The following is a 20,591-nucleotide window of genomic DNA, read 5'->3' on the forward strand; positions in this document are numbered from 1 at the left end:
ATTGTTTTATATTTTGGGTATAATAGGTAATACGTGCTAAGTTATGATTCTATAAAGAGAAATTAGAAAAGGCTGTTTGCTAAAATAATGAAAGAAAATTCTCGGCAAGACCCACTATTTATTAATTCACTAGAAAAAGGCTTGATTGTATTAAAGGCCTTTACAGAAAGTAGTCCGGAAATGACGCTAGGTGAGTTATCTCAAGAAACGGGTATCACCAAAAGCTCTGCACAACGCTTTTGTCATACATTAACGACTCTCGGTTTGCTGAAAAAAAATGAGAAAACTAAACGCTATAGTCCAACCTTAAAATACCTAGATTTTGCTAGCTGTTATCTAAGTTCAGACAATCTTGTGAGGCTTGCGAACTCTAAGTTAATTGAGCTATCGAGAAGGTTTAATATTACGGTTAATCTTGCGCAGTTAGATGGAAACGATATCGTTTACTCTATCAGGGTACCTAATAGTAAGGCACCTCATGCAACCACGCTATTAGGTTCGCGACGGCCTGCCATATTAACCACGGGTGGACGTATTATTTTATCCTATAAAACAGATGATGAAATTAACCAAATAATTGATGAATGGGACGGCGTTAACCCCATGTTCCTATCGCAAAATGTGATTTCAGATCGCTCGGAAATTTTGGAAGAAATTCGAAAAGCAAGACGACAAGGATACTGTTTTTCAGAACAGCGAGGGGGAAACCATAGCCTGATTAATGTATCTGTTCCAATACTAGATGGTCGAGGGCAGCCAATTGCTGCTGTTCACTCATCCTTACTTACGTCAGAATGGAATCAAGAAAAAGCGATAAAAGAGCTACTACCTCATTTAATTGAAACAGCAAACTCAATCTAAAATTAAATAATGAGGGCAATAATCTTTAACTTGATTGTTATGATATTAAAAAGTAAGACAAGTGAGTTAGTAAGACTAAATTACTTTGAATGATCTGGATGTATCGTCTTAAGGACTAAAATGGACGCTTTATTTGATTTTTTAATGGAAGTAGATCAACTCAAATCAGTATATCGGCGTGCTTATGTTCATGATGGTTTAGATAAGGGCTTTCGACATGAGAACTCTGCTGAACATAGCTGGCATTTGGCCATTGCTATATTGACATTAAAAGATGAAATGCACTTAGAGTTTGATTTATTGAAAGTGATCAAAATGACACTTGTACATGATATCTGTGAAATTGGTGCTGGTGATAAATCTATATTCGATGTTGATAGAGCAAAGCAAACAGAGAAAGAAGCCGCTTATCTCTCTGAGCTTAATAGGTATAAAATCAAGTTTGCAACTGAAACCCTTGATTTATGGCAAGAGTATGAAGCGCAAGAAACTAGAGAGAGTCAATGGGTGAAGGTTGTTGATCGATTATTACCCTTTATGATGAATATTAATACTCAGGGGAAAACATGGATGGAACAAGGTGTTTCTAAAACTCAGGTGTTAGAGATTAATCAAATGGTTGCCTATAGATCCCCTGAAATTTATAAATGGATGTTGAAAAAAGTTGAGTTTGCCGTAAATAAGGGCTGGCTTGTAGATGATTGAAATTACTAGCGCTAGGCTAACAAGCCGTTAAGAATCAAGGCTTTTTAGCTTGCCTTGATTCAGTGAAACGCCATGTTTAATATAAGTTTCAGTTTTAAACTATCAATTCAAAATGAGTTTAGATAAGGTGTTTTGAGGTGGTAATTTTTCGCCAATTAACTCACCAGTTTCGGCATGATAAGCTAAGCCTGTCATTACTTTCTTAAATACGCCTTTCATCATAGGGCGCATTAAAAGGCTTCCCATTAGTAAGCCAAGCGGCCCACCTTTTACAACGAAATCTGCCGACATAAAAATCTCACAGGAGTTAGCTTAGATAGCCTTAACGCTCATTTTAGCTTGCATGCTTTTAAGGGGGAGTGAGTGATCAGATAGTCGCATGGTATAACCTTGGCCTTCTTGATATTCGATGATCTCTTCTACTAGGCTAGAGCCGTCTTTAAAAGTGCAGCGACGTTTGGCACCTAATCCTCGATGAATATCATTGATGATAGGGGAGGAGGTAATAGTGGTCGCAAATTTCTCAACACTGGCATAGTCATCAAGTATGTTCAAAATCTGTTTTGCGGGTAGGTTAACTTTTATTGTGCTTTCTGCATGATGTGCCATGGTTATTTACCTTTCTATAAGTGAGTTTAATTTTTAATAAGTACATTATTTCGTTAAAACATGAGGTTTTTATTAGGTTTGCTCTGCTTTTATGCCATTAATAATGACAATAGAGCGTATGAGGTTACGCTCGAAATCAGGCTTTAACATTTGAAATTCTTCTATGGCATAGACCTGATTAAGCGCATCGTTTTGCCTGCTACCTGCCCAATAGTTGGCGGTTGCTGCATAACTTAATGTGAGAAATTGAAATGCATTCTCACCTTCAAGAGCGGGGTAAATTCTGCTAATTTCAAGCGCTAATTGATATAAAAGTCCTTTAGATTTTCGTTTAAACTCAATTAACTCTTCATAGGATGAATTTGCTTCCAGTGCAATAAATATAAGGGGAGTCAGATCTAAAAACTCTGGGTGTTTTAATAAGATCTCAACCCAGGCTTGTGCAAACTTGAGACTATCTTCTTCTTGATCAAAATCCTTTAACTGGTTAATACAATTGTTAAACCAGTTTTCAAATAAATCCCCAAACACGTTTAAAAAGACTTCTTCTTTAGAGGTGAAATAACGGTACATTTTGGACTTGGTAAAGCCTGATTGAGCTGCAATGCCGTTAAAACTTACACCCTCATAACCTTTTTCTTTAAAAAGTGTGAAAGCAGCCTGATAGGTGGCCTCTTTCCTTTCACTTTTTTTGTCGTCTGTTCTCGCTCTTTGCCAATTCATAAGGTGTTTATCCTGACTTGAAATATTTAATCCAAAATTTATGATTTTTATTATGGGGGGTGTCGGTTTCTTCGTCTTACAGGCTTTGTTTCAGGCTGTTTTAGGTAAGATTAGCCTTGTAATCTTGGTATCATGTTTCTAAGAGCGTCTATGGAAAGGCAGAGAGTGAAATGAAAGCAGAAATGGTAAATCAATTAGTGAGGGTTTTCTCCGAAAGAGTAAACTTGACGCAAGATGACTGGGATAAGTTGTTAGCGGAAATGACTTTTGAGGTTTACCAGCCAAAAGATTTTATATTTTCTTTCAATGATAAACCGAACAAAATTTATTTTGTGATTGAGGGGATTGGACGATATTTTTATATTGATCAAGAAGGAAAAGAACGGAATAAATCTTTAGTAAGGACTGGTGGAGCGTTCGCCAGTATTAGTACCTTAGTAGAAAACAGCTCAAGTCCTTTTTATACCCAAGCTATAACCCCATGTCGGGTTGCGGCAATAGATTATGCTTCTCTCGTAAAACTTGCACAAGTACACCCAAATATAATGGCTTTTCTACTACAGCTTTTTGAACGCCTTGTGTTAAAGAAAGAGAAGAGAGAAGCCAGTTTTTTACTTCTGTCGGCAAGAGAGCGTTATCAAATATTTTTAAAGGAATTTGAAGATGAAAGCCATTTGATCCCCTTAAGGCATGTGGCTATGTACCTTGGTATTACAGATGTGAGCTTATCTCGGATTAGAAAAGAGATGGACTTAACATAGGTAAAGGTGAAGCCAAATGTTTCCCAGTAAAGTAACTGAAAACTTTATTGGAGAACGGAAATGAAAAAACTATTGCCACCTATATTATTTTTATTTTTTATTGTTTTGATATTAGCTAGCTGCTGGTTATTAGGTTCGCGTCATAATTTAGCTTTCCCCTACAGTTTGCTAGGCATACCTTGGATCTTGATTGGCTACTTGATGGCGATAAAAGGAAAAAAACTATTTAAAAAACTAGATACCAACATCATGACATTTGAGCAGCCAGATAAGCTGGTGACAGAAGGGCTTTATCGTTTTAGTCGAAATCCTATGTACCTTGGTTTTGTAATCGCCTTGATTGGTGTTGCACTAGTAAGTGGTGCTGCCTTTAGCTCGTTCTTATGGGTAGTCTTATTCGTTATTATTACCAATGCGTGGTACATCGCGTTTGAAGAGAAGGTGATGGTAGAGACCTTCGGTCAGGAATATGAAGATTACTGTAAAAGGGTAAGGCGCTGGATATAAAAGAGTTTTATTCGAATTTTTACTTATACAAAATGGAATTAATGGAGAGAATATGGATATTTCATTGCTTGCGGACCATCAACAAGATGCACCCCTTATTGCTAAATGGTATTTAACAGAATGGGGGCATAGCATGCCAGAAACAGTTAAAACGACGTTAACTGAGAAGGTTTTACTAGGTGTTAATAAAGACGCTTTCCCTATGACTATTCTGGCACATATTGATCAAGCGTTAGTCGGTGTTGCTGAGCTTAAATATCGCGAATTAGAACAATACCCTAATTGGCATCATTGGTTAGATGGCGTGTATGTACCGAGTGAACAGAGAGGTAAAGGCGTTTCTAGCAAATTGATTCTTGAGGCCATTGCAAAAGCAAAACACTTAAAGGTTCAATCGTTATATTTGCGGTGTGAAGACCATAATATCGCACTGTATGAAAAGTATGGATTTGTCTCTGTTAAGACAGAAATGGATAGGGTTGGGAATAACGATGTTAGAAAAACTGTGATGGTGTTAACGGTCAGCGAGAAAGCTTCAGCAGCAAATATCGTTGCAGCTAACTTATGAGTATTTCACTGGGCCAAGCTTCTTTAAGTCATGTTGCGATTAGTTGCACCGATTTAGAAAGATCGATTAGGTTTTATACACAGGTGTTAGGCCTTGAGGTGAATGAATCTCTTGGTCGTCATAAAGGAAATATAAAAATCGCGATAGGTGCTGGCACCTATATTGAGTTATTCCCTTTTGAAATGTATCAGGCGCGCAACCAAGGTGCTTGAGTGCACTTTGCCCTGAATGTCAGATGTTTGAAGACTGCTATGGTGTTTCTTGAATCTAAAGGCGCTCCCATTCTTAGGGGGCCTTTTGATATTAAGGGGCAAGATGGGCAAACAATTGCAAGACGTGTTGTTTTTATTCAAGGACCGGATGGAGAAGAAATCGAATTAGTGCACAATATTTAGCTTATTAAGCATGATTCATAATTAGCTAAAATAAGCTTTTAGTCTGATTTTCATTTGAGTTAATAAAAAATAGATTTTTAATATCAGTACCGCCTTATATAATGCGCGCATCACAACTTATGCTTTATATTTTGAATGCCTCATTTTTGGGTTTTTATATGGATGTATTATGCCCCGTTTTCTCTTAATTTTAGTCTTAATGCCATGTTTGAATAGCCATGCAGATGAGAGCTTCTCTGAAGTAGGTTCTGCGACCGACACAAGGTTTGATGTACTTTTAGGGCCTTCATTCAGTGATAGAAGTATCACTATCACTGATAAAGATAGCTCTGAGGAAGCGGCTAAATTCACAACGGATGGTATTGAGCTCGTACCCAGTATTTCACTTCGTACCAAACCTCAATATATCTGGGACGATAAGAATTGGTCCTATACTTTTTCCGCGAACTTTGTCTCGTCAAAACTCGACAAACAAGTACAAACAGAGGGTTCAGCGTCTTCAAATTTAAATAATTTAGGTACAGAAATAGAAGGATTATCCATCTATTTAACGCCCATCCTCTATTACCAGTTTGCTCGTGAAACACCCGATACTTGGCAATATAGGGCGGGTGTAGGCATGGGAATAGGTTACCAGGATCATGAAGGCAGTTTTGTTGTCTCTAATTCTGATCATACTAATTTTGGACAGACAGAAAAGGTGAACTACTCTGGCGTCAGTTTATCCGCAGGTATCTATTTAGAAGCCAGTTATAAACGTCATCATATTATGTTTAATGGTGATCTTATCGCAACATCGCCTTCAAACTCTGAGTATCAATACTTAGAAAACAATATCTCGTTAAAATATCAGTATCGAGTGCATTCCTTTATGCTTGGCTATTAATTAGAGATTAGCTTCTCATCAAGGCCTTACTTTCTAATTAAAGATTACTCTGCTTATAGCCAGTATGATGGTTATAAGCGCTTTGATTTGAGTATTAATAAATTTTTAGGATAAACCGACAGGAAAACAGTCAATATGTCTCTACTTTTTAAAGAAATTGATAGCCAAGCATCACCTATCGGTGAAATCTCATTGCGCAGGCGACGTATTCCTGCGCTTGGAGAACGGGATATTTATGAGGTGAAGCTTGGTGAAGAGTTTTTAATGTCGAGTATGTTTGTGGACGCCGAAGAGGCGTTATCAGAACTTGGGCTTGCAGCAGTACAAGGCGATGATTTAAGTGTCGTTGTGGGTGGATTAGGGCTCGGTTATACCGCCGTCACCGCGCTTAAAGATTCACGTATTAGGGAACAGCTCGTTGTTGATTTTCTTGATACTGTGATTGGTTGGCACAAAGATGAATTAGTCCCTCTTGGTAAAATATTAAATGCAGATCCACGCAATCGTTATATTCATGGCAGTTTCTTTGATTTAGCAATTGATCCTGACAACGGCTTTGACCCTGAAGCGCCAGGTAAAAAGTTTGATGCTATCTTGTTAGATATCGACCATTCGCCAACTGAGTTCCTTGCCGCCACTAATGCCTCATTTTATTGTACTGAGAAACTAGCATTGATGGCAGAGCAACTTAAACCACAAGGTGTGTTTGCCATGTGGTCACAAAACCTGCCTGAAGAAAGCTTTGAAACCTTGTTAAAAACGGTGTTTGATAAGGTTGAATCACATGTTGTGAAATTTGATAATCCGTTCCAAGGTGGCGTAGCGACAAACTCTGTTTATGTTTGCGTGAAGGGCTTATAAATATGCATGCTAGTGTAAATCTTCATTTTTATAATATTTGAGAGAAAAATTTAAACGATGAAAATACGTTTTGAAAATGCAGCTGATTATAAAGCGATTGAAGCTATTACTTATCAAGCGTTTGAAAATCACCCACATCACGAACCTGGTGCCAAACCGAGCGAACACCTTATTGTTAATGGTTTAAGGAATAGCGGTGCTTTGACGCTTTCATTGGTGGCTGAAAATGAACGCGGCATAATAGGGCATATTGCATTCTCACCTGTAAAAATTGCAGGTGAAGCGAGTTCATGGTTTGGATTAGGACCCGTATCTGTTAAGCCTGAGTATCAAGGTAAAGGGGTTGGTAGCCAGTTAATCTTAAATGGTTTAAATGAGTTAGCCTCTCAGGGAGCACAAGGCGTTGTTTTATTAGGAGAGCCAGAATATTACGCGCGTTTTGGCTTCAAGGCAGAAAGTGAGCTGACTTTAGCTGGTGTACCTGCTCAATACTTTCTCGTTAAGGCGTTAACCTCATCACCTTTACCAATGGGTGAAGTAAGTTATCATCAAGCATTCAATGTTTAATCTAATTTGATTATCTTGACTACTGTTTATATAAACAGTATTTTTTACTCGTCTGTATTTTATGAGTAACTAAGATGATTGAAATTAAATCTTCCAAAGATATAACGCGACTTCGTCGTTTAGCTTTATCTGCTCAAGGTTTATTACAAGCCCAACCATTTGGAAGTGGTAAGTTAGGCGCTTGTAATGCCATCAATCATCTTGGTTACGTGCAAATTGACACTATTTCTGTGGTGGAAAGAGCACATCACCACGTTTTGCATTCTCGGGTACCCAAGTTCAAAGCAGAAATGACAAATGAACTAATGCTTAATGGTGACATTTTTGAGTATTGGTCCCATGCTGCTGCTTTCTTACCTATGTCTGATTTTCGTTATTCATTACCTTATAAAGAAGCAATTAAATCAGGCCAGATCCACTGGTATAAAGACCCTGATACCGCTTATATGGCAGAACTCTTAGCACGTGTTCGCTCTGATGGGCCGCTACGTTCTCGTGATATTGAGACACAAACTAAGAAACAAGCAGGCTGGTGGGATTGGAAGCCGGCAAAAAAGGCTTTAGAGCAGCTTTATATGCAAGGCGATTTGATGGTGAGTAGCCGTGAAGGATTCCAGAAAACCTACGACTTAACTGAACGTGTTTTACCTGACTATGTAAATACGAGCTTTCCTAGTCTTGAAGAGTTTGCTGAGCATTTATTGTCACAGCAATTAAGGTGTCATGGTTTTGTGTCTCTTAAAGGGCTCACTTATTTAAGACGCAATACTGGTTTGCGTAAAGCAATGAAAGTCTTGTTATCCGTAAGATTAGATCAAGGCCTTTTAGAGCAAATACAATTGCTTGATGGTGAGATTTATGTGATCGAAAAGGGGGCTTTAGAAAGTAAGCTTCCAAGATTACCAAAACGATTTAAAATATTATCGCCTTTCGATAATAGCCTTATACAAAGAGAGAGGCTGAAAAGTATTTTTGGTTTTCAATATCAAATCGAATGCTATGTGCCAGAAGCAAAGCGTCAATATGGCTATTTTAGTTTACCTCTTTTGTATCAAGATGAATTTGTCGGTCGAATAGACTGTAAAGCACATCGTAAAGATAAACATTTTGAGATTAAGTTTTTACACTTTGAAGACTCTTTTATGGATAAAGTGTCAAAACAAAAAAAAGGTTATGAAGCTGAATTCGTGGTCTCTAGTTTCGCAGAAGCGATTCAAGCATTTAGCCATATTCAAAAGTGTGATAGTGCTTCTCTTACTAAAATGCAGCCAGTGCACCTGCATAATGATTTTGTTAAGGCGCTAGAAATGCTTAATGGGAATCATGAAGTCTGTAAATAACAGTATTCATTAAAATAAGTCAAAAGGACTAGCTGAAATGCGAGATACATTTAGGGATAAAATTATCCAAGTATGTAATCAAAAAATAGAGAGTAAAGGCGACAATGTTGGCTTATCGTTTTATGCCTTTTTCAAGAATAAAAATGATGATTCTGATTTGCTAATGGAAGCGGCTACATGGTGGATTCAAACCCATAAACTAGACCATTTCGAGAAGGCGACTAAAATAAAAAGCATGGTCGAAAAAGGTGATTAGCTTCTATTAAATAGGCCTTGAACGAAATTGGCTTAGAAAGAAATCAAGTTGGAACGAAATGAATAAAGTGAATGCTAAAAAGCTACGCCATACTAAATGGACTGCGATTCAGCCACAAAATAAAGAAAAACACTTTCTTGTATCAGATGTTGAGTTTGACGAAGAGGGCAATGTAATTAGATGCCAGCTTGAAGCGATTATGACAAAGCGTTTGTTTGACATTAATTGGCAAGACTTAAGAGATAGTCAGGTTTGGCAGCAGGGCTGGTGTTAGAAGTCCTTTACCTTATATCAATTAAATACAGCTAGATTAAAACTAGATACAGGCAGCTTAAGCCGCCTGTATTTAGCTTATTTAAAGAGAAGTCTTAAGAGTCTTCTTTGTGTAAATGGACATCCATTTGTGGGTAAGGAATGCCAATGCTATTTTTATCAAAAGCGTATTTAACGGTTTCAAGCAGATCTGCTCTTACATTCCAATAATCTTCTGATTTAACCCAAGGTCTTAGGTTAAAGTTTACTGAGTTATCAGCAAGCTCAGCGACAGCAATAATGCACTCAGGATCTTTTAAAATACGCTCATCAGCAGCAACAATTTCTTCCATAATCTGTTTTGCTTGACGAATATCTGCGTCATAGCTAATCCCTACAACAAGGTCTAGACGACGTGTCTTTTCACGGGAGTAGTTGATAATAGAACCATTCATCATGGAAGCATTAGGTATGATAACAACGCGATTATCGGGTGTTTTAAGGTAGGTATGGAATAGCTCGATTTTATCCACTGAACCTGACTCACCACCACCTTCAATATAATCGCCGCTTTTAAATGGTCGTAATAAGATAATAAGTACACCAGAGGCAAAGTTAGATAAGGAGCCTTGTAAAGCCAAACCAATGGCTAAGCCAGCCGCACCTAAAATAGCGATAAAGGAGGTCGTTTCAACACCAACTTGATCTAACGCCATTAAAATAACGGCAGCAAATAGAAGTGCATAGATAATACTGGTAGAAAAGCCTACTACTGCTTTATCAACGGAAGATTTTAGCATGAGGTGCTCGCACCATTTTGCTAATTTTGCTGCAACAAATTTACCTATAAAGAAGATGACAAGGCCAATGACTAAATTAGTTGCCCATTCTGTGATGAGTGGCATCCACTGAGCGCTTTGATCAAATAAGTCCTCTATGTCCTTCATACTTTTAAACCTCAATTCCTAGAATTAATAATGATTGGTGAATTGGTTTGAATAGTAAGGCTTATACGTGAAATAGTCTTCACTAAGTTTGTTAGCAAACAATCAATTATTGTTATCTTTAAGTTAACTAAAGCCGATAAAACTTTAAATTAAGCCGTTCGAAAAATAAGGTGGGTGAAAAACACTCATTTAAATGATTTGTTAGTCAGGATATTGAAAAGACATTTAAAATTAGCTTTTTTGAATTAGATAAGTGGTTTAATACTCGTTAGATTCGATTCGTTTTCTCAATGAAGGCCTAAATTCGGGGAAAGCATAAAGGTAACATGGAATGTTAATCTAAGTTATTAATTTACAAGCAGGGATGCAAATGATTAGAAAAGCCAATAAAGATGATATAAAAGCCATTTGTTTTTTATCAAATGAAATAAATGCCGAGCACCATGAAGCTATGCCAAACACCTTTTCTGCATTAGGTGAAATAGTACGTGATGCTGATTTTTGGCTCGCTCATATGGCAAGAGAAGAAAGCGATATTCTAATCATTGAAAGGCGCGATGAAATAGTTGGAATGGCCGCTGTGTCGATTCCAACAAGTCTCAAACCCTCTTTTCTGAAAGATAAGAAAACCTGTCATTTGACGACTATTGTTGTTGCTTCTTTTGCAAGGCGTCAAGGTTTAGGTAAAAAGCTGATTCGTGCGGTGGAGGAGCATGCTCACGAGAACGGCGCGTCTGAAGAGCTGTTAGAAGTGATGCAATTTAATCAATCTGCCATAAATTTTTATTTGTCTTTGGGTTATGGTGACTTCTCAACGAAATTGGTGAAACCTTTGAAATAGAAATTATCTTGATTTGAAAGGGTGTAAAGATTAAATGAATACAAACACGGAAGTTTGGGAGCAGTTCTATAAAAAAACCTTGGAACGTAAACATCATCCTCGAACTGAAAAGGCAATTTCAATAGATAATACTGCCCTTAAAAGGGCTGTCGATTGTGGTTGTGGGGCGGGTGCTGATATGGTTTTTTTAGCAGAAAAGGGTTATCAGGTATTTGGCTTTGATCAGAGTAATGACGCTTTTGATATCTGTCACAAACGCTTTGAAGATATATCTGCTGTAGAGGTAACTCAGGCAAGTTTTGAAAACTTTCAATTTCCAGAATCGAGTTTGATTCTTGCTAATGCGAGTCTTTTCTTTGCAAAACCAGAAAGTTTTGATGAAATTTGGACAAACCTTGAAGGAAGTCTGGTCTCTGGTGGTGTTTTTGCAGGTGATTTTATGGGGATAAAAGATGATTGGGCTATCTCTCATACCATTCCAATTACCTCTCTAACTAAAGCTAGTGTGATGGCCTTATTTGAAGGGTTTGATCTTATTGCTTTTCATGAACGGGATGAGCTTGGGCAAACTCAAATCGGTAAAAGTAAGCATTGGCATACTTATTCTGTTATTGCGAAAAAAAGATAAGAGCTTAGCGCTACTCCAAATCTAATTTTAAAAAGCAAATAATGTCGACCTAATAAGAAATAAAATACAGAAATAACATTAAAAACCAAAGTGGAAACAAAAAGTGAACTGGATCATTAGACCTGCAACCTCTGACGATGCTCAAGGGGTGATTAATATACTTAACCCTATTATTGAAGAGGCTAAATATACCATCTTAGACATCCCTTTTTCTTTGGAAGAGGAGGTGGCATTTATCGAAAACTTCCCTGTAAATGGCATTTTTAATTTAGCGATCCATCCAGAAACTCAGAAGGTAGTGGGTTTTCAAGTGATAGAACCCTTTGCAACCTACACCCATGCCTTTGATCATGTAGGAGTCATTGGTAGTTTTGTTGATTCTGGATTTATGCGACAAGGTATTGCATCAAGTTTATTTCTAGCAAGTTTCGAAATAGCGAAAACAATGGGTTATGAAAAATTATTTGCTTATGTCAGACAAGACAATAAAAGGGCACTTGCGACTTATTTAAAACAAGGCTTTGAGCAAATAGGGCTTGCTAAAAAGCACGCAAAAATACGTGGCGAGTACATTGATGAAATCTTAATTGAGAAGTTTTTGTAATTGATTTTGAAATGTGTAATAGGTCCAAAGCAAGTGACTGGTGATAGTGTTTATTTTGATAAAAAGCTGATTGTTTCTGCAACAGTAGGTTTAGCCTAAGGATAAAAAATGGTGCGTCACTTTTTGATAATCAACTTTCTCCTTTTTCTGTCATTAAGTCTAAATGCCGAAGAAAGAATAGTATTTGAGCATCAGGAAGCCTCATTGGCTGGTGTTTATTTACCCCAATTAAATCATGATGAAGCAAAAGCAGTGATTTTGTTTGTTCATGGTGATGGCCCTCTTGCATATGATGCTGAGGGTTATTATGAGTTTGTTTGGCAATCCTTAAGACAATTAGGGTATGCAATATTTAGTTGGGATAAAGCTGGTGTCGGCAGCTCTTCTGGTAATTGGCTTAATCAATCTATGCTAGATAGGCAATCAGAAGTGAATACCGCAATTCAATTTATCCAAAGTAAATATGGTTATACCAAGGAAACTACAGGGCTGTTGGGTTTTAGCCAGGCTGGGTGGGTTCTACCTGCAATTGCTGCACAGTCCAATGACATTGGATTTATGATAGGGATAGGTTTTGCTACTAACTGGAAACAGCAAGGTCGGTATTATTCAAAAGTTAAACACACACTTGCGAATAAGACATCTACAGAAATTGAATCGGAATTAGCTAATTATGAACAAGACTTTAGCTTTTTAAAGACTCAGCCTAGCTATGATGAATATGTTAAAGGCGATGACAAGCAGACTATGTCTCCTGAAAGATATCAATTTGTCTTAAAAAACATGAACGCTGATGCATCAAAGGAATACAGTAAAGTCTCTATCCCTAGCTTATTCATGTGGGGGGAGGATGATTTAAATGTTGATGCTAAGCATGAATTTGAGCTCTTAGGGGATGTAGAAAACACATGGTTAACCTTGAGCCTTATTCCAAACGCAAGTCATGGCATGTTAGATTCGACAGTTTTTAATACTCAAACCTTTGGGTTAACCCAGTGGTTGAAAATGATGTGGTATGAAGAAGACTCCCTCGCTCATGATTTTTTACCAGAACTAGTTCAATGGTTAGAAGTAGGCAGATTTAAATTAGATAGATTAGAAGTTGATAAACAAAACGTTAATCATAAGGCCGAACATTAATCTGTTTGGCCTTATTCATTTATTAACTAGTGATTATCAAGTTAAAAAGGACTGTAAATAGTCTCTTGTTTTTTTAGACAAACTCGCTTTTTCATCTTCACTGATAAAACTGGCTTCAATAGCATTAAGGGTAAATTGCGTGACTTCTTCTTTACTTATTGGATGGGCGTTGGCCACCGCAAGAAAATTATCTGTCATATAGCCACCGAAGTAGGCTGGATCATCAGAGTTAATGGTGACACATAAACCTTTACGCATAAGCTCTATGATGTTGTGGTCTTGCATTTTTTCAAACACTTTGAGTTTTGTATTTGATAAAGGGCAGACGGTAAGAGGGATTCGTGCTTTGGCTAAGGTTTTCACCAATTCCTCATCATCGGTACAGCGAACGCCATGATCTATGCGGGTGATCTTAAGTAAATCCAACGCGTTTGTGATCCAATTTGATGGACCTTCTTCACCTGCATGGGCAACTGTCAGGAAACCTTCTGCAATCGCTTGATTAAATACTCTTTCAAACTTCTCTGGTGGGTTGCCTAGTTCAGATGAATCCAGACCGACACCAATGATTTTGTCTTTATGAATGAGTGCCGAGCTGAGTGTTTCAAAGGCAGAGGCTTCATCAAGATGGCGTATAAAACACATTATGAGTTTACTGCTGATACCAAGATGAGTTTTACCTTTTTCTAATGCTCTATGTATGCCATTAACCACGACATCAAAATGAACTCCTCTTTGAGTGTGTGTTTGAGGATCAAAGAAAATTTCAGTATGAATAACATTATCTTCTTTACAGCGCAGTAGGTATGCCCAAGTGAGGTCAAAAAAATCTTCTTCTTGGATGAGTACATTCGCTCCTTGATAATAAATATCTAAAAAAGACTGTAGATTATGAAATTGGTAGGCGTCTTTAACCTCTTCAATACTCTTAAATGGGAGGCTAACTTTGTTACGTGTTGCAAGTTGAAACATGAGGTCAGGCTCTAATGTGCCTTCTATGTGCAGATGAAGTTCAACCTTAGGTAGATTTTCAATGAAATTTTTCATGACAGAATCCTTAATAAATTAATTTATTAAGCACTTATCTTCTTAGTAAATTGAGACTTTATGGTTACAAAGAGAAAAGCGCATAACGCAATACTCTTCGTAATCAGAAATTATCGGTTCCTGGTAGAGACCCCCAAACCATATTAGTGGGGTTATACGAGAGGGCTTAAGCGGTAACTTAAGCCTTTTAACTATCCCTTGATTCAGTTGAACAGTCAATATCCTCAGGTTTAATTCGTATTGCTATAGATGTTTCTACTTTTATTGGTATTCTGATAAAGATAATAAATGACAAGGACTCATGATGACAAACGAGATGTTTAATCATTTTTGCCAAAAGCTTTCAGGAACAAGCCATGTTGTGCAATGGGGAAATGCTGATGTGTGGAAAGTCGGAGGAAAAGTATTCGCCGTTGGTTGGAATAAAGAGAATAAAATGGCCATTACTTTTAAAACGTCTGATGTTAATTTTGATTTTCTAGGTCAGCACCCTGATTATCAGCCCGCGCCTTATTTTGCAAACCGTGGTATGAAGTGGATTCAAATCATCAATAGCACAACAGATAATGATGATGACTTAAGTTATTACTTATCAGAGTCTTACCGCTTAGTGTCTTTGAAGTTAACTAAAGCAAAACAAAAAGAGTTAGGTCTGAATCAGAATCTGGAATAGTATCTTTAATAGCTTATGTTTTATTTAATTAGTGGTAGCTAAAGGATTAATAATGAAAATAGCAGTTTTTTGTGGCTCAAGTAATGGTAATAATCCTGAATATGTTAAAGCGGCACAAGCGCTAGGACGCTACTTTGTAGAACAAGATATAGATTTGGTTTATGGGGGAGGGAAGGTTGGCTTAATGGGTGCTATTGCAGACTCAGTGTTAGCTCATGGTGGTAGAGTCTACGGCGTCATACCAGAGCATCTGAAACAACGTGAAATCGCTCATAAAGGGCTAACTGAGCTAAGAGTGGTTGCTGATATGCATGAAAGAAAAGCCATGATGGCAGATATGGCCGATGCGTTTGTTGCGCTTCCCGGTGGTGCTGGTACCTTAGAAGAAATTTTTGAGGCTTGGACCTGGGCTCAATTAGGCCATCACACTAAACCGTGTGCTTTTTATAACGTAAATGGTTTTTATGATCTTTTGAAAGAAATGATTAATAAGATGAGTGCTTCAGGCTTTGTTAAGCCTCATTATGCTGACATGCTAATACACTGTTCTGATGCCGAAACATTGGTTAATTCGATTAAGACTTATCAAGCACCACAAAAAAAGTGGCATTAACGATTTATATGGTTTTGCTCTAAGTCAAATTTTACCTAATAAGCCTTTAAAGTAAATATTGACTTCTGTACTTTGAGGATCTTGAAAAAAGCACGCTGCAAGCTAAACCAAAGACTATTCCTAAGCAATAAATATTCTTATCGTGCTCTACAAACTGATAAATGCTGTAAAACATAATGCTAAAAACGACCATAAGCACAAAATAGTGAATTATTGGGAAGTTTTTAGAAAAAACAGCATAATTTTTGTACATGATTTTATCTCTTGAAGTGTTTTATATAAAACGAGAAATTTAAATTTATTTAATTAATATAGGTAATTCTAATATAAAAACAAAAAAACTTTTATTATTAAAGGTTTTTTTAGCAATTTATTACATAGTAACCACCTAAGAATAATAAAATTTGTTATCAGACTGACTTTGTGTATCTTAATGTAACTCTAAGGTTTTTTTATTGAGATTATGATGAGGATATCATGAGGTTTACTTGGTTTTATCTTTGAAATGTTGAGTTTTTGTGAAGTTTTCACAAGATAATTTCAATATTGACGTGAATCAGTGTTCGGTTTTGTGATTTTTATATGTATTTTTTTGTGTTTTCTGCTCAATGCTTTGAATTGTCTTTTTATTCGCATTAATTTTGAAGTGTCTATTGAGGGGCACACCAGCTCTCTAGCTTCTCAACTCACCTTCCTTTAGAATAATCTGACTTATTTAAAATTTTCTAACTAACTGATTCTAGAGCTAAAAATTATGCCAAAAGCCAGTGAGATCAAAAAAAATACAGCAGTTGAATATAACGGTGAAGTTTATATTGTAAGAGATATTGAACGCTCTGTACCTCAGGGACGTGCCGGCGGAAGCATTTATCGTATGCGTATGTACAATGTGGTTAACAACCACAAAATCGATGAGTCTTTTAAAGATTCAGATATGATCAATTTAGCCGATTTAGTAAGACGAGCTTCTGCTTTCTCATACTCTGATGGTAATGAGTATGTCTTCATGGATAACGAAGATTACTCTTCATACAGCTTAGATAAAGATGCAATCGAAGATGAATTATTGTTTATCACAGAAGAGACAGCTGGCATTCAAGTCATTATGGTAAATGATTCGCCTGTTGGCCTTGAGTTACCTATTAATGTTGAGCTAACGATTGAGCAGACTGACCCATCTATAAAAGGTGGCTCAGCAACAGCGAGAACAAAACCTGCTGAATTAACCACAGGCCTTATTGTTCAAGTGCCTGAGCATATTTCGACAGGCGATAGAATAAAAATTAATGTGGAAGAGCGTAAATTTGTTGGTCGTGTAGACGCCAAATAATTTTATTATTCACATATTAAAGAGCAGTTTGTAATAAAACTGCTCTTTATCTTAGCGTTATTATCCCCCATCTCGTATCCTATCCTCAAAAAACTGAATAAATACCTGACTTGCTTTAGAAAGGTAATGGCTTTTTTTCCAAGCTAATCCGAGCTTAAAACTCATTTTTGGGATGAAAGGCATTGCTTTTATCTCATGTTCATTAACTAGCGTTCTTGCTAAGCAAGTTGTGATGCCGACATCATTTTTAACTAAGTTTTTTTGTAATTCGATTAAGTTCGTCTCCATACGAATATCTAACTTAATTTGATTTTGCTTAGAGAAGTGGCTGACAGACTCTCGAAGAAAGTAACCTTCGTGGAATAAGACAAGAGGGTAACGACAAAACTCAGCTAAATGCGTATGAGTGTTTTGAGCAAGAGGGTGACTGATTGCCATTGCGGCAACGACTTCTTCTTCCATTCTTGCTGTATAACGTAATTGATCATTTTCGTGGTCACATCTAACCAGTGCTAAATCGAGCTCGCCATTGATTAGCATGGTTTCAAGCGCTGCTGTACCTTGATCAATAAGGCGTATCTTTATATCTGGATATCTCTTTTTAAATAGCGTCAGTAGCTCAGGAAAGAAGTAAGAACCCATCATGGCGGATACGCCAAGCGATACCTCGCCTTTCATGCCACCTTTAAGTTCTTCTAGCGCCAAACTCATCTGTTGAGATTGGTCTAATAGGGCGCTTGCATATTGATAAAACACCTTGCCATCCGCCGTAAGAAGGGCATTTTTTTCAGCTCGATTTATGAGTTTTAAGCCGACTTCTTGCTCTAGTTTTTGCATAGCAATGCTTAACGCGGGCTGGGCTATGCCTATTTTTTTGGCTGTGCGAGTGAAGTTACCCAATTGAGCCAGCTGGCAGAAGTAATCAAGACGCTTTAAGTTCATGAATAGGGCCTAAGTAGATTAAATTTCAATATAATAAATTTATTAAATATATATAAACTATATATTATATTTATTTTTTGTAAGTCGGTAGACTCAAACTAAATAAAGATAACATGTCTAATTCAGGAATTAATTATGAGCAAATCACTGACACCTTTTAACTGGCAAGACCCCATGATGCTAGAGGCACAACTGACAGAAGAAGAGAGAATGATTCGAGATAGTGCTCATGATTATTGCCAAGAAAAACTCTTGCCAAGAGTGCTAGAGGCAAATCGGAACGAACGCTTTGATCGTGAAATCATGAATGAGCTAGGTGAGTTAGGTTTATTAGGCGCAACATTACCAGAAGAGTATGGAGGCAGCGGCATTAACTATGTTAGTTATGGTTTGATCGCAAGAGAAGTTGAACGAGTTGATAGCGGCTACCGTAGTGCGATGAGCGTGCAATCTTCTTTAGTCATGCATCCTATTTATAGCTATGGTAGCGAAGTGCAGCGACAAAAGTACTTACCTAAGCTAGCAAGCGGAGAATGGGTGGGTTGCTTTGGTCTAACTGAGCCAGACTCTGGTAGTGATCCTGCTTCTATGAGTACAAGAGCTATTCAAGTGGAAGGTGGTTATCGTCTAACAGGTAATAAAATGTGGATTACTAACTCACCCATTGCAGATGTCTTTGTCGTTTGGGCCAAACTTGAGGGCGTGATTCGTGGCTTTATTCTTGATAAAGGTATGTCTGGTTTATCTGCGCCAAAGATAGAGGGTAAATTTTCTCTACGAGCTTCAATTACCGGTGAAATTGTGATGGATGATGTGTTTGTACCGCAAGAAAATATCTTTCCTGATATTAAAGGTTTAGCAGGACCCTTTGGATGTTTGAATAAGGCAAGGTTTGGTATTGCTTGGGGAGCGATGGGCGCGGCTGAATTTTGCTTTGACGCAGCGCGCACTTATACCCTTGATCGTAAACAATTTAACAGGCCACTTGCAGCCAACCAATTAATACAGAAAAAGCTCGCAGATATGCAAACTGATATTAGTTTGGGGCTACAAGGGTGTTTACAGATGGGGCGTTTGATGGATCAGGAGCAATGCCCCGTAGAGCTCATTTCCCTCATGAAGCGAAATAATTGCGGTAAAGCACTAGATATAGCACGTGTGTCCCGTGATATGCATGGCGGCAACGGTATCAGTGATGAGTTTGGTGTCATCCGTCATGTGATGAACTTAGAGGCGGTCAATACCTATGAAGGGACACATGATGTGCATGCATTAATTCTAGGGCGTGCGATCACAGGCTTACAGGCATTTTGCTAATGAAAACGCCATTAGAACATATTCGAGTTTTGGATTTGAGCCGAGTATTGGCAGGCCCTTGGGCGTCACAATTGCTAGCTGATATGGGGGCGCATGTTATTAAAGTTGAGCGACCTAAAAAGGGTGATGATACTCGCTTTTGGGGACCTCCCTTTATTAAAGAGGCAAGTGCTGATCAGCCGCCACAAGCGGCGTACTTTCATTGTGCAAATCGTAATAAAGAGTCGATCGCCATTGATATCCGTACTAAACAAGGTCAAGACGTTATTAAGTCTTTGATTGCCTGTTCTGATGTTCTGATTGAAAATTTTAAAGTCGGTGGGCTGGCTCAATATGGGTTAGATTATGAGACTGTTCATCAGCTCAATCCTAGACTGGTTTATTGCTCTATCACTGGGTTTGGCCAAAGTGGCCCCAGTGCTCATAAAGCAGGTTACGATGCCATGATACAAGGAGAGGGTGGTTTAATGAGTCTGACAGGTGAACCAAATGGTGAACCAATGAAAGTTGGCGTTGCTCTAGTGGATGTGATGACGGGCCTCTACGCTTCAAATGGAATACTCGCAGCGCTAATGGCGCGTCATACTACCCAATTGGGCCAGCATTTAGATATTGCTTTGTTAGATGTACAAATGGCGACATTAGCGAATCAAGGCATGAACTATCTTGCTAGTGGCGAAAACCCTAAACGACAGGGTAATGGTCACCCTAATATTGTTCCTTATCAAACCTTTGCAACACAGGATGGTAATGTGATTTTAGCCATAGGCAATGATGAACAATTTGCCAAGTTTTGCACTCAAGCTAAGCTAGGTTCTCTACTCGACAATGATAGGTTTAAAACCAATGAACAAAGGGTAATGCACAGGGATAAACTCATTCCTATTATTGCTGCCAGATTAGCTGAAGAAACAATGTCTTTCTGGATTGAATCCTTAGAGCAGGTTGCTGTGCCCTGTGGTGCGGTGAATACCCTTGATAAGGTCTTTGATCACCCTCAGTTAAAACATCGAAAAATGGTCAGAGAACTTCCTGATAAAAAAGGGGAAAAGTTTGCCAGTATCGTATCGCCTATTAATCTGTCATCAACGCCCCTTAGTTATAAAAGTGCACCGCCAGATTTAGGGCAAGATAGTAAGAAAATTTTGCAACACACTTTGGGTTTAGAGCAGGATGAGGTTCAAGCTCTGTTTGAATCTGGCGCAGTGAGTTAATTCA

Annotated in this window: 28 protein-coding genes and 1 riboswitch; of the genes, 22 read left to right on the plus strand and 6 right to left on the minus strand. The window is 37.8% G+C overall.

Annotated elements, in window-relative coordinates; all coding sequences use genetic code 11:
* Positions 1-87 precede the first annotated feature (87 nt).
* Positions 88-861, plus strand: coding sequence for an IclR family transcriptional regulator C-terminal domain-containing protein (locus MED121_RS21770; RefSeq protein ID WP_009835842.1), 774 nt, complete (start codon positions 88-90; stop codon positions 859-861).
* A gap of 120 nt (positions 862-981) precedes the next feature.
* Positions 982-1,566, plus strand: a complete 585-nt coding sequence (locus MED121_RS21775; RefSeq protein WP_009835843.1) for an HD domain-containing protein — start codon at positions 982-984, stop codon at positions 1,564-1,566.
* A gap of 102 nt (positions 1,567-1,668) precedes the next feature.
* Here MED121_RS21775 and MED121_RS21780 read toward each other — a convergent pair whose 3' ends face one another.
* The 3 genes from MED121_RS21780 to MED121_RS21790 all read right to left on the minus strand — a co-directional run bounded on the left by MED121_RS21780 (position 1,669) and on the right by MED121_RS21790 (position 2,898).
* Positions 1,669-1,857, minus strand: coding sequence for a hypothetical protein (locus tag MED121_RS21780; RefSeq protein ID WP_009835844.1), 189 nt, complete (start codon positions 1,855-1,857; stop codon positions 1,669-1,671).
* A 21-nt stretch (positions 1,858-1,878) separates the two neighbouring features.
* Entirely contained in the window at positions 1,879-2,175 is a 297-nt protein-coding gene (locus tag MED121_RS21785; protein WP_009835845.1) for an SRPBCC family protein, read from the minus strand.
* A gap of 72 nt (positions 2,176-2,247) precedes the next feature.
* Positions 2,248-2,898 carry a TetR family transcriptional regulator gene (locus tag MED121_RS21790; protein WP_009835846.1) on the minus strand — a complete coding sequence of 217 codons (651 nt, stop codon included), beginning with the start codon at positions 2,896-2,898 and terminating at the stop codon, positions 2,248-2,250.
* A 170-nt stretch (positions 2,899-3,068) separates the two neighbouring features.
* Between MED121_RS21790 and MED121_RS21795 the strand changes: the two genes are divergently transcribed.
* The 11 genes from MED121_RS21795 to MED121_RS21845 all read left to right on the plus strand — a co-directional run bounded on the left by MED121_RS21795 (position 3,069) and on the right by MED121_RS21845 (position 9,313).
* On the plus strand, positions 3,069-3,659 hold the full coding sequence (locus MED121_RS21795) for a Crp/Fnr family transcriptional regulator (RefSeq protein ID WP_009835847.1): 591 nt from the start codon (positions 3,069-3,071) through the stop codon (positions 3,657-3,659).
* 60 nt (positions 3,660-3,719) lie between these two features.
* The gene (locus MED121_RS21800) at positions 3,720-4,166 is read left to right on the plus strand and encodes an isoprenylcysteine carboxylmethyltransferase family protein (RefSeq protein ID WP_009835848.1); all 447 of its coding nucleotides are present in this window, start codon (positions 3,720-3,722) and stop codon (positions 4,164-4,166) included.
* Positions 4,167-4,218: 52 nt separating this feature from the next.
* A complete protein-coding gene (locus MED121_RS21805) occupies positions 4,219-4,734 on the plus strand; it encodes a GNAT family N-acetyltransferase (RefSeq protein WP_009835849.1) in 516 nt (171 codons plus the stop codon).
* Positions 4,731-4,946 (plus strand): VOC family protein, encoded by a 216-nt coding sequence (locus MED121_RS21810; protein ID WP_009835850.1) that lies wholly within the window; start codon positions 4,731-4,733, stop codon positions 4,944-4,946. Before MED121_RS21805 ends, MED121_RS21810 begins: the two co-directional genes overlap by 4 nt.
* On the plus strand, positions 4,947-5,129 hold the full coding sequence (locus MED121_RS21815; protein WP_036181526.1) for a glyoxalase/bleomycin resistance/dioxygenase family protein: 183 nt from the start codon (positions 4,947-4,949) through the stop codon (positions 5,127-5,129).
* A 169-nt stretch (positions 5,130-5,298) separates the two neighbouring features.
* A complete protein-coding gene (locus MED121_RS21820) occupies positions 5,299-6,015 on the plus strand; it encodes a hypothetical protein (protein WP_009835852.1) in 717 nt (238 codons plus the stop codon).
* A 135-nt stretch (positions 6,016-6,150) separates the two neighbouring features.
* Complete coding sequence (locus MED121_RS21825) at positions 6,151-6,876, plus strand: hypothetical protein (RefSeq protein WP_009835853.1); 726 nt, start codon at positions 6,151-6,153, stop codon at positions 6,874-6,876.
* Positions 6,877-6,933: 57 nt separating this feature from the next.
* On the plus strand, positions 6,934-7,443 hold the full coding sequence (locus MED121_RS21830) for an N-acetyltransferase (RefSeq protein WP_009835854.1): 510 nt from the start codon (positions 6,934-6,936) through the stop codon (positions 7,441-7,443).
* A 74-nt stretch (positions 7,444-7,517) separates the two neighbouring features.
* Positions 7,518-8,783, plus strand: coding sequence for a crosslink repair DNA glycosylase YcaQ family protein (locus MED121_RS21835; protein ID WP_009835855.1), 1,266 nt, complete (start codon positions 7,518-7,520; stop codon positions 8,781-8,783).
* A gap of 37 nt (positions 8,784-8,820) precedes the next feature.
* Positions 8,821-9,039: a DUF6500 family protein gene (locus MED121_RS21840; protein ID WP_009835856.1), complete on the plus strand. Its 219-nt coding sequence runs from the start codon at positions 8,821-8,823 to the stop codon at positions 9,037-9,039.
* A 58-nt stretch (positions 9,040-9,097) separates the two neighbouring features.
* The gene (locus MED121_RS21845) at positions 9,098-9,313 is read left to right on the plus strand and encodes a TIGR02450 family Trp-rich protein (protein WP_009835857.1); all 216 of its coding nucleotides are present in this window, start codon (positions 9,098-9,100) and stop codon (positions 9,311-9,313) included.
* A gap of 94 nt (positions 9,314-9,407) precedes the next feature.
* Here the strand turns inward: MED121_RS21845 and MED121_RS21850 are convergent, their stop codons facing one another.
* On the minus strand, positions 9,408-10,238 hold the full coding sequence (locus MED121_RS21850; RefSeq protein WP_009835858.1) for a mechanosensitive ion channel domain-containing protein: 831 nt from the start codon (positions 10,236-10,238) through the stop codon (positions 9,408-9,410).
* A gap of 370 nt (positions 10,239-10,608) precedes the next feature.
* Here MED121_RS21850 and MED121_RS21855 point away from each other — a divergent pair, with 370 nt between their 5' ends.
* The 4 genes from MED121_RS21855 (at position 10,609) to MED121_RS21870 (ending at position 13,451) form a co-directional block, all read left to right on the plus strand.
* Positions 10,609-11,079 (plus strand): GNAT family N-acetyltransferase, encoded by a 471-nt coding sequence (locus MED121_RS21855; protein ID WP_165474637.1) that lies wholly within the window; start codon positions 10,609-10,611, stop codon positions 11,077-11,079.
* A 34-nt stretch (positions 11,080-11,113) separates the two neighbouring features.
* Positions 11,114-11,707 carry a class I SAM-dependent methyltransferase gene (locus MED121_RS21860; protein ID WP_009835860.1) on the plus strand — a complete coding sequence of 198 codons (594 nt, stop codon included), beginning with the start codon at positions 11,114-11,116 and terminating at the stop codon, positions 11,705-11,707.
* A gap of 103 nt (positions 11,708-11,810) precedes the next feature.
* On the plus strand, positions 11,811-12,311 hold the full coding sequence (locus MED121_RS21865) for a GNAT family N-acetyltransferase (protein ID WP_009835861.1): 501 nt from the start codon (positions 11,811-11,813) through the stop codon (positions 12,309-12,311).
* Between the two features lie 108 nt (positions 12,312-12,419).
* A complete protein-coding gene (locus tag MED121_RS21870) occupies positions 12,420-13,451 on the plus strand; it encodes an alpha/beta hydrolase (protein WP_009835863.1) in 1,032 nt (343 codons plus the stop codon).
* A 36-nt stretch (positions 13,452-13,487) separates the two neighbouring features.
* On the opposite strand, the gene MED121_RS21875 is transcribed toward MED121_RS21870, so the two are convergent.
* Positions 13,488-14,498: an adenosine deaminase gene (locus MED121_RS21875; RefSeq protein WP_009835864.1), complete on the minus strand. Its 1,011-nt coding sequence runs from the start codon at positions 14,496-14,498 to the stop codon at positions 13,488-13,490.
* Between the two features lie 80 nt (positions 14,499-14,578).
* A riboswitch (purine riboswitch) is annotated at positions 14,579-14,678 on the minus strand.
* A gap of 124 nt (positions 14,679-14,802) precedes the next feature.
* Between MED121_RS21875 and MED121_RS21880 the strand changes: the two genes are divergently transcribed.
* The 3 genes from MED121_RS21880 to yeiP all read left to right on the plus strand — a co-directional run bounded on the left by MED121_RS21880 (position 14,803) and on the right by yeiP (position 17,114).
* Complete coding sequence (locus tag MED121_RS21880) at positions 14,803-15,171, plus strand: MmcQ/YjbR family DNA-binding protein (RefSeq protein ID WP_036181529.1); 369 nt, start codon at positions 14,803-14,805, stop codon at positions 15,169-15,171.
* Between the two features lie 52 nt (positions 15,172-15,223).
* Positions 15,224-15,784, plus strand: a complete 561-nt coding sequence (locus tag MED121_RS21885) for a TIGR00730 family Rossman fold protein (protein WP_009835866.1) — start codon at positions 15,224-15,226, stop codon at positions 15,782-15,784.
* A 754-nt stretch (positions 15,785-16,538) separates the two neighbouring features.
* Positions 16,539-17,114, plus strand: a complete 576-nt coding sequence (gene yeiP, locus MED121_RS21890) for an elongation factor P-like protein YeiP (RefSeq protein ID WP_009835867.1) — start codon at positions 16,539-16,541, stop codon at positions 17,112-17,114.
* A 60-nt stretch (positions 17,115-17,174) separates the two neighbouring features.
* Here the strand turns inward: yeiP and MED121_RS21895 are convergent, their stop codons facing one another.
* Positions 17,175-18,056 carry a LysR family transcriptional regulator gene (locus MED121_RS21895; protein WP_009835868.1) on the minus strand — a complete coding sequence of 294 codons (882 nt, stop codon included), beginning with the start codon at positions 18,054-18,056 and terminating at the stop codon, positions 17,175-17,177.
* Positions 18,057-18,191: 135 nt separating this feature from the next.
* Here MED121_RS21895 and MED121_RS21900 point away from each other — a divergent pair, with 135 nt between their 5' ends.
* Both MED121_RS21900 and MED121_RS21905 read left to right on the plus strand, forming a co-directional pair.
* Positions 18,192-19,373 (plus strand): acyl-CoA dehydrogenase, encoded by a 1,182-nt coding sequence (locus tag MED121_RS21900; RefSeq protein ID WP_009835869.1) that lies wholly within the window; start codon positions 18,192-18,194, stop codon positions 19,371-19,373.
* Positions 19,373-20,587, plus strand: a complete 1,215-nt coding sequence (locus MED121_RS21905) for a CaiB/BaiF CoA-transferase family protein (protein ID WP_009835870.1) — start codon at positions 19,373-19,375, stop codon at positions 20,585-20,587. Before MED121_RS21900 ends, MED121_RS21905 begins: the two co-directional genes overlap by 1 nt.
* Positions 20,588-20,591: the final 4 nt, after the last annotated feature.

The organism is Marinomonas sp. MED121 (genome assembly GCF_000153025.1).
Classification (GTDB): domain Bacteria; phylum Pseudomonadota; class Gammaproteobacteria; order Pseudomonadales; family Marinomonadaceae; genus Marinomonas.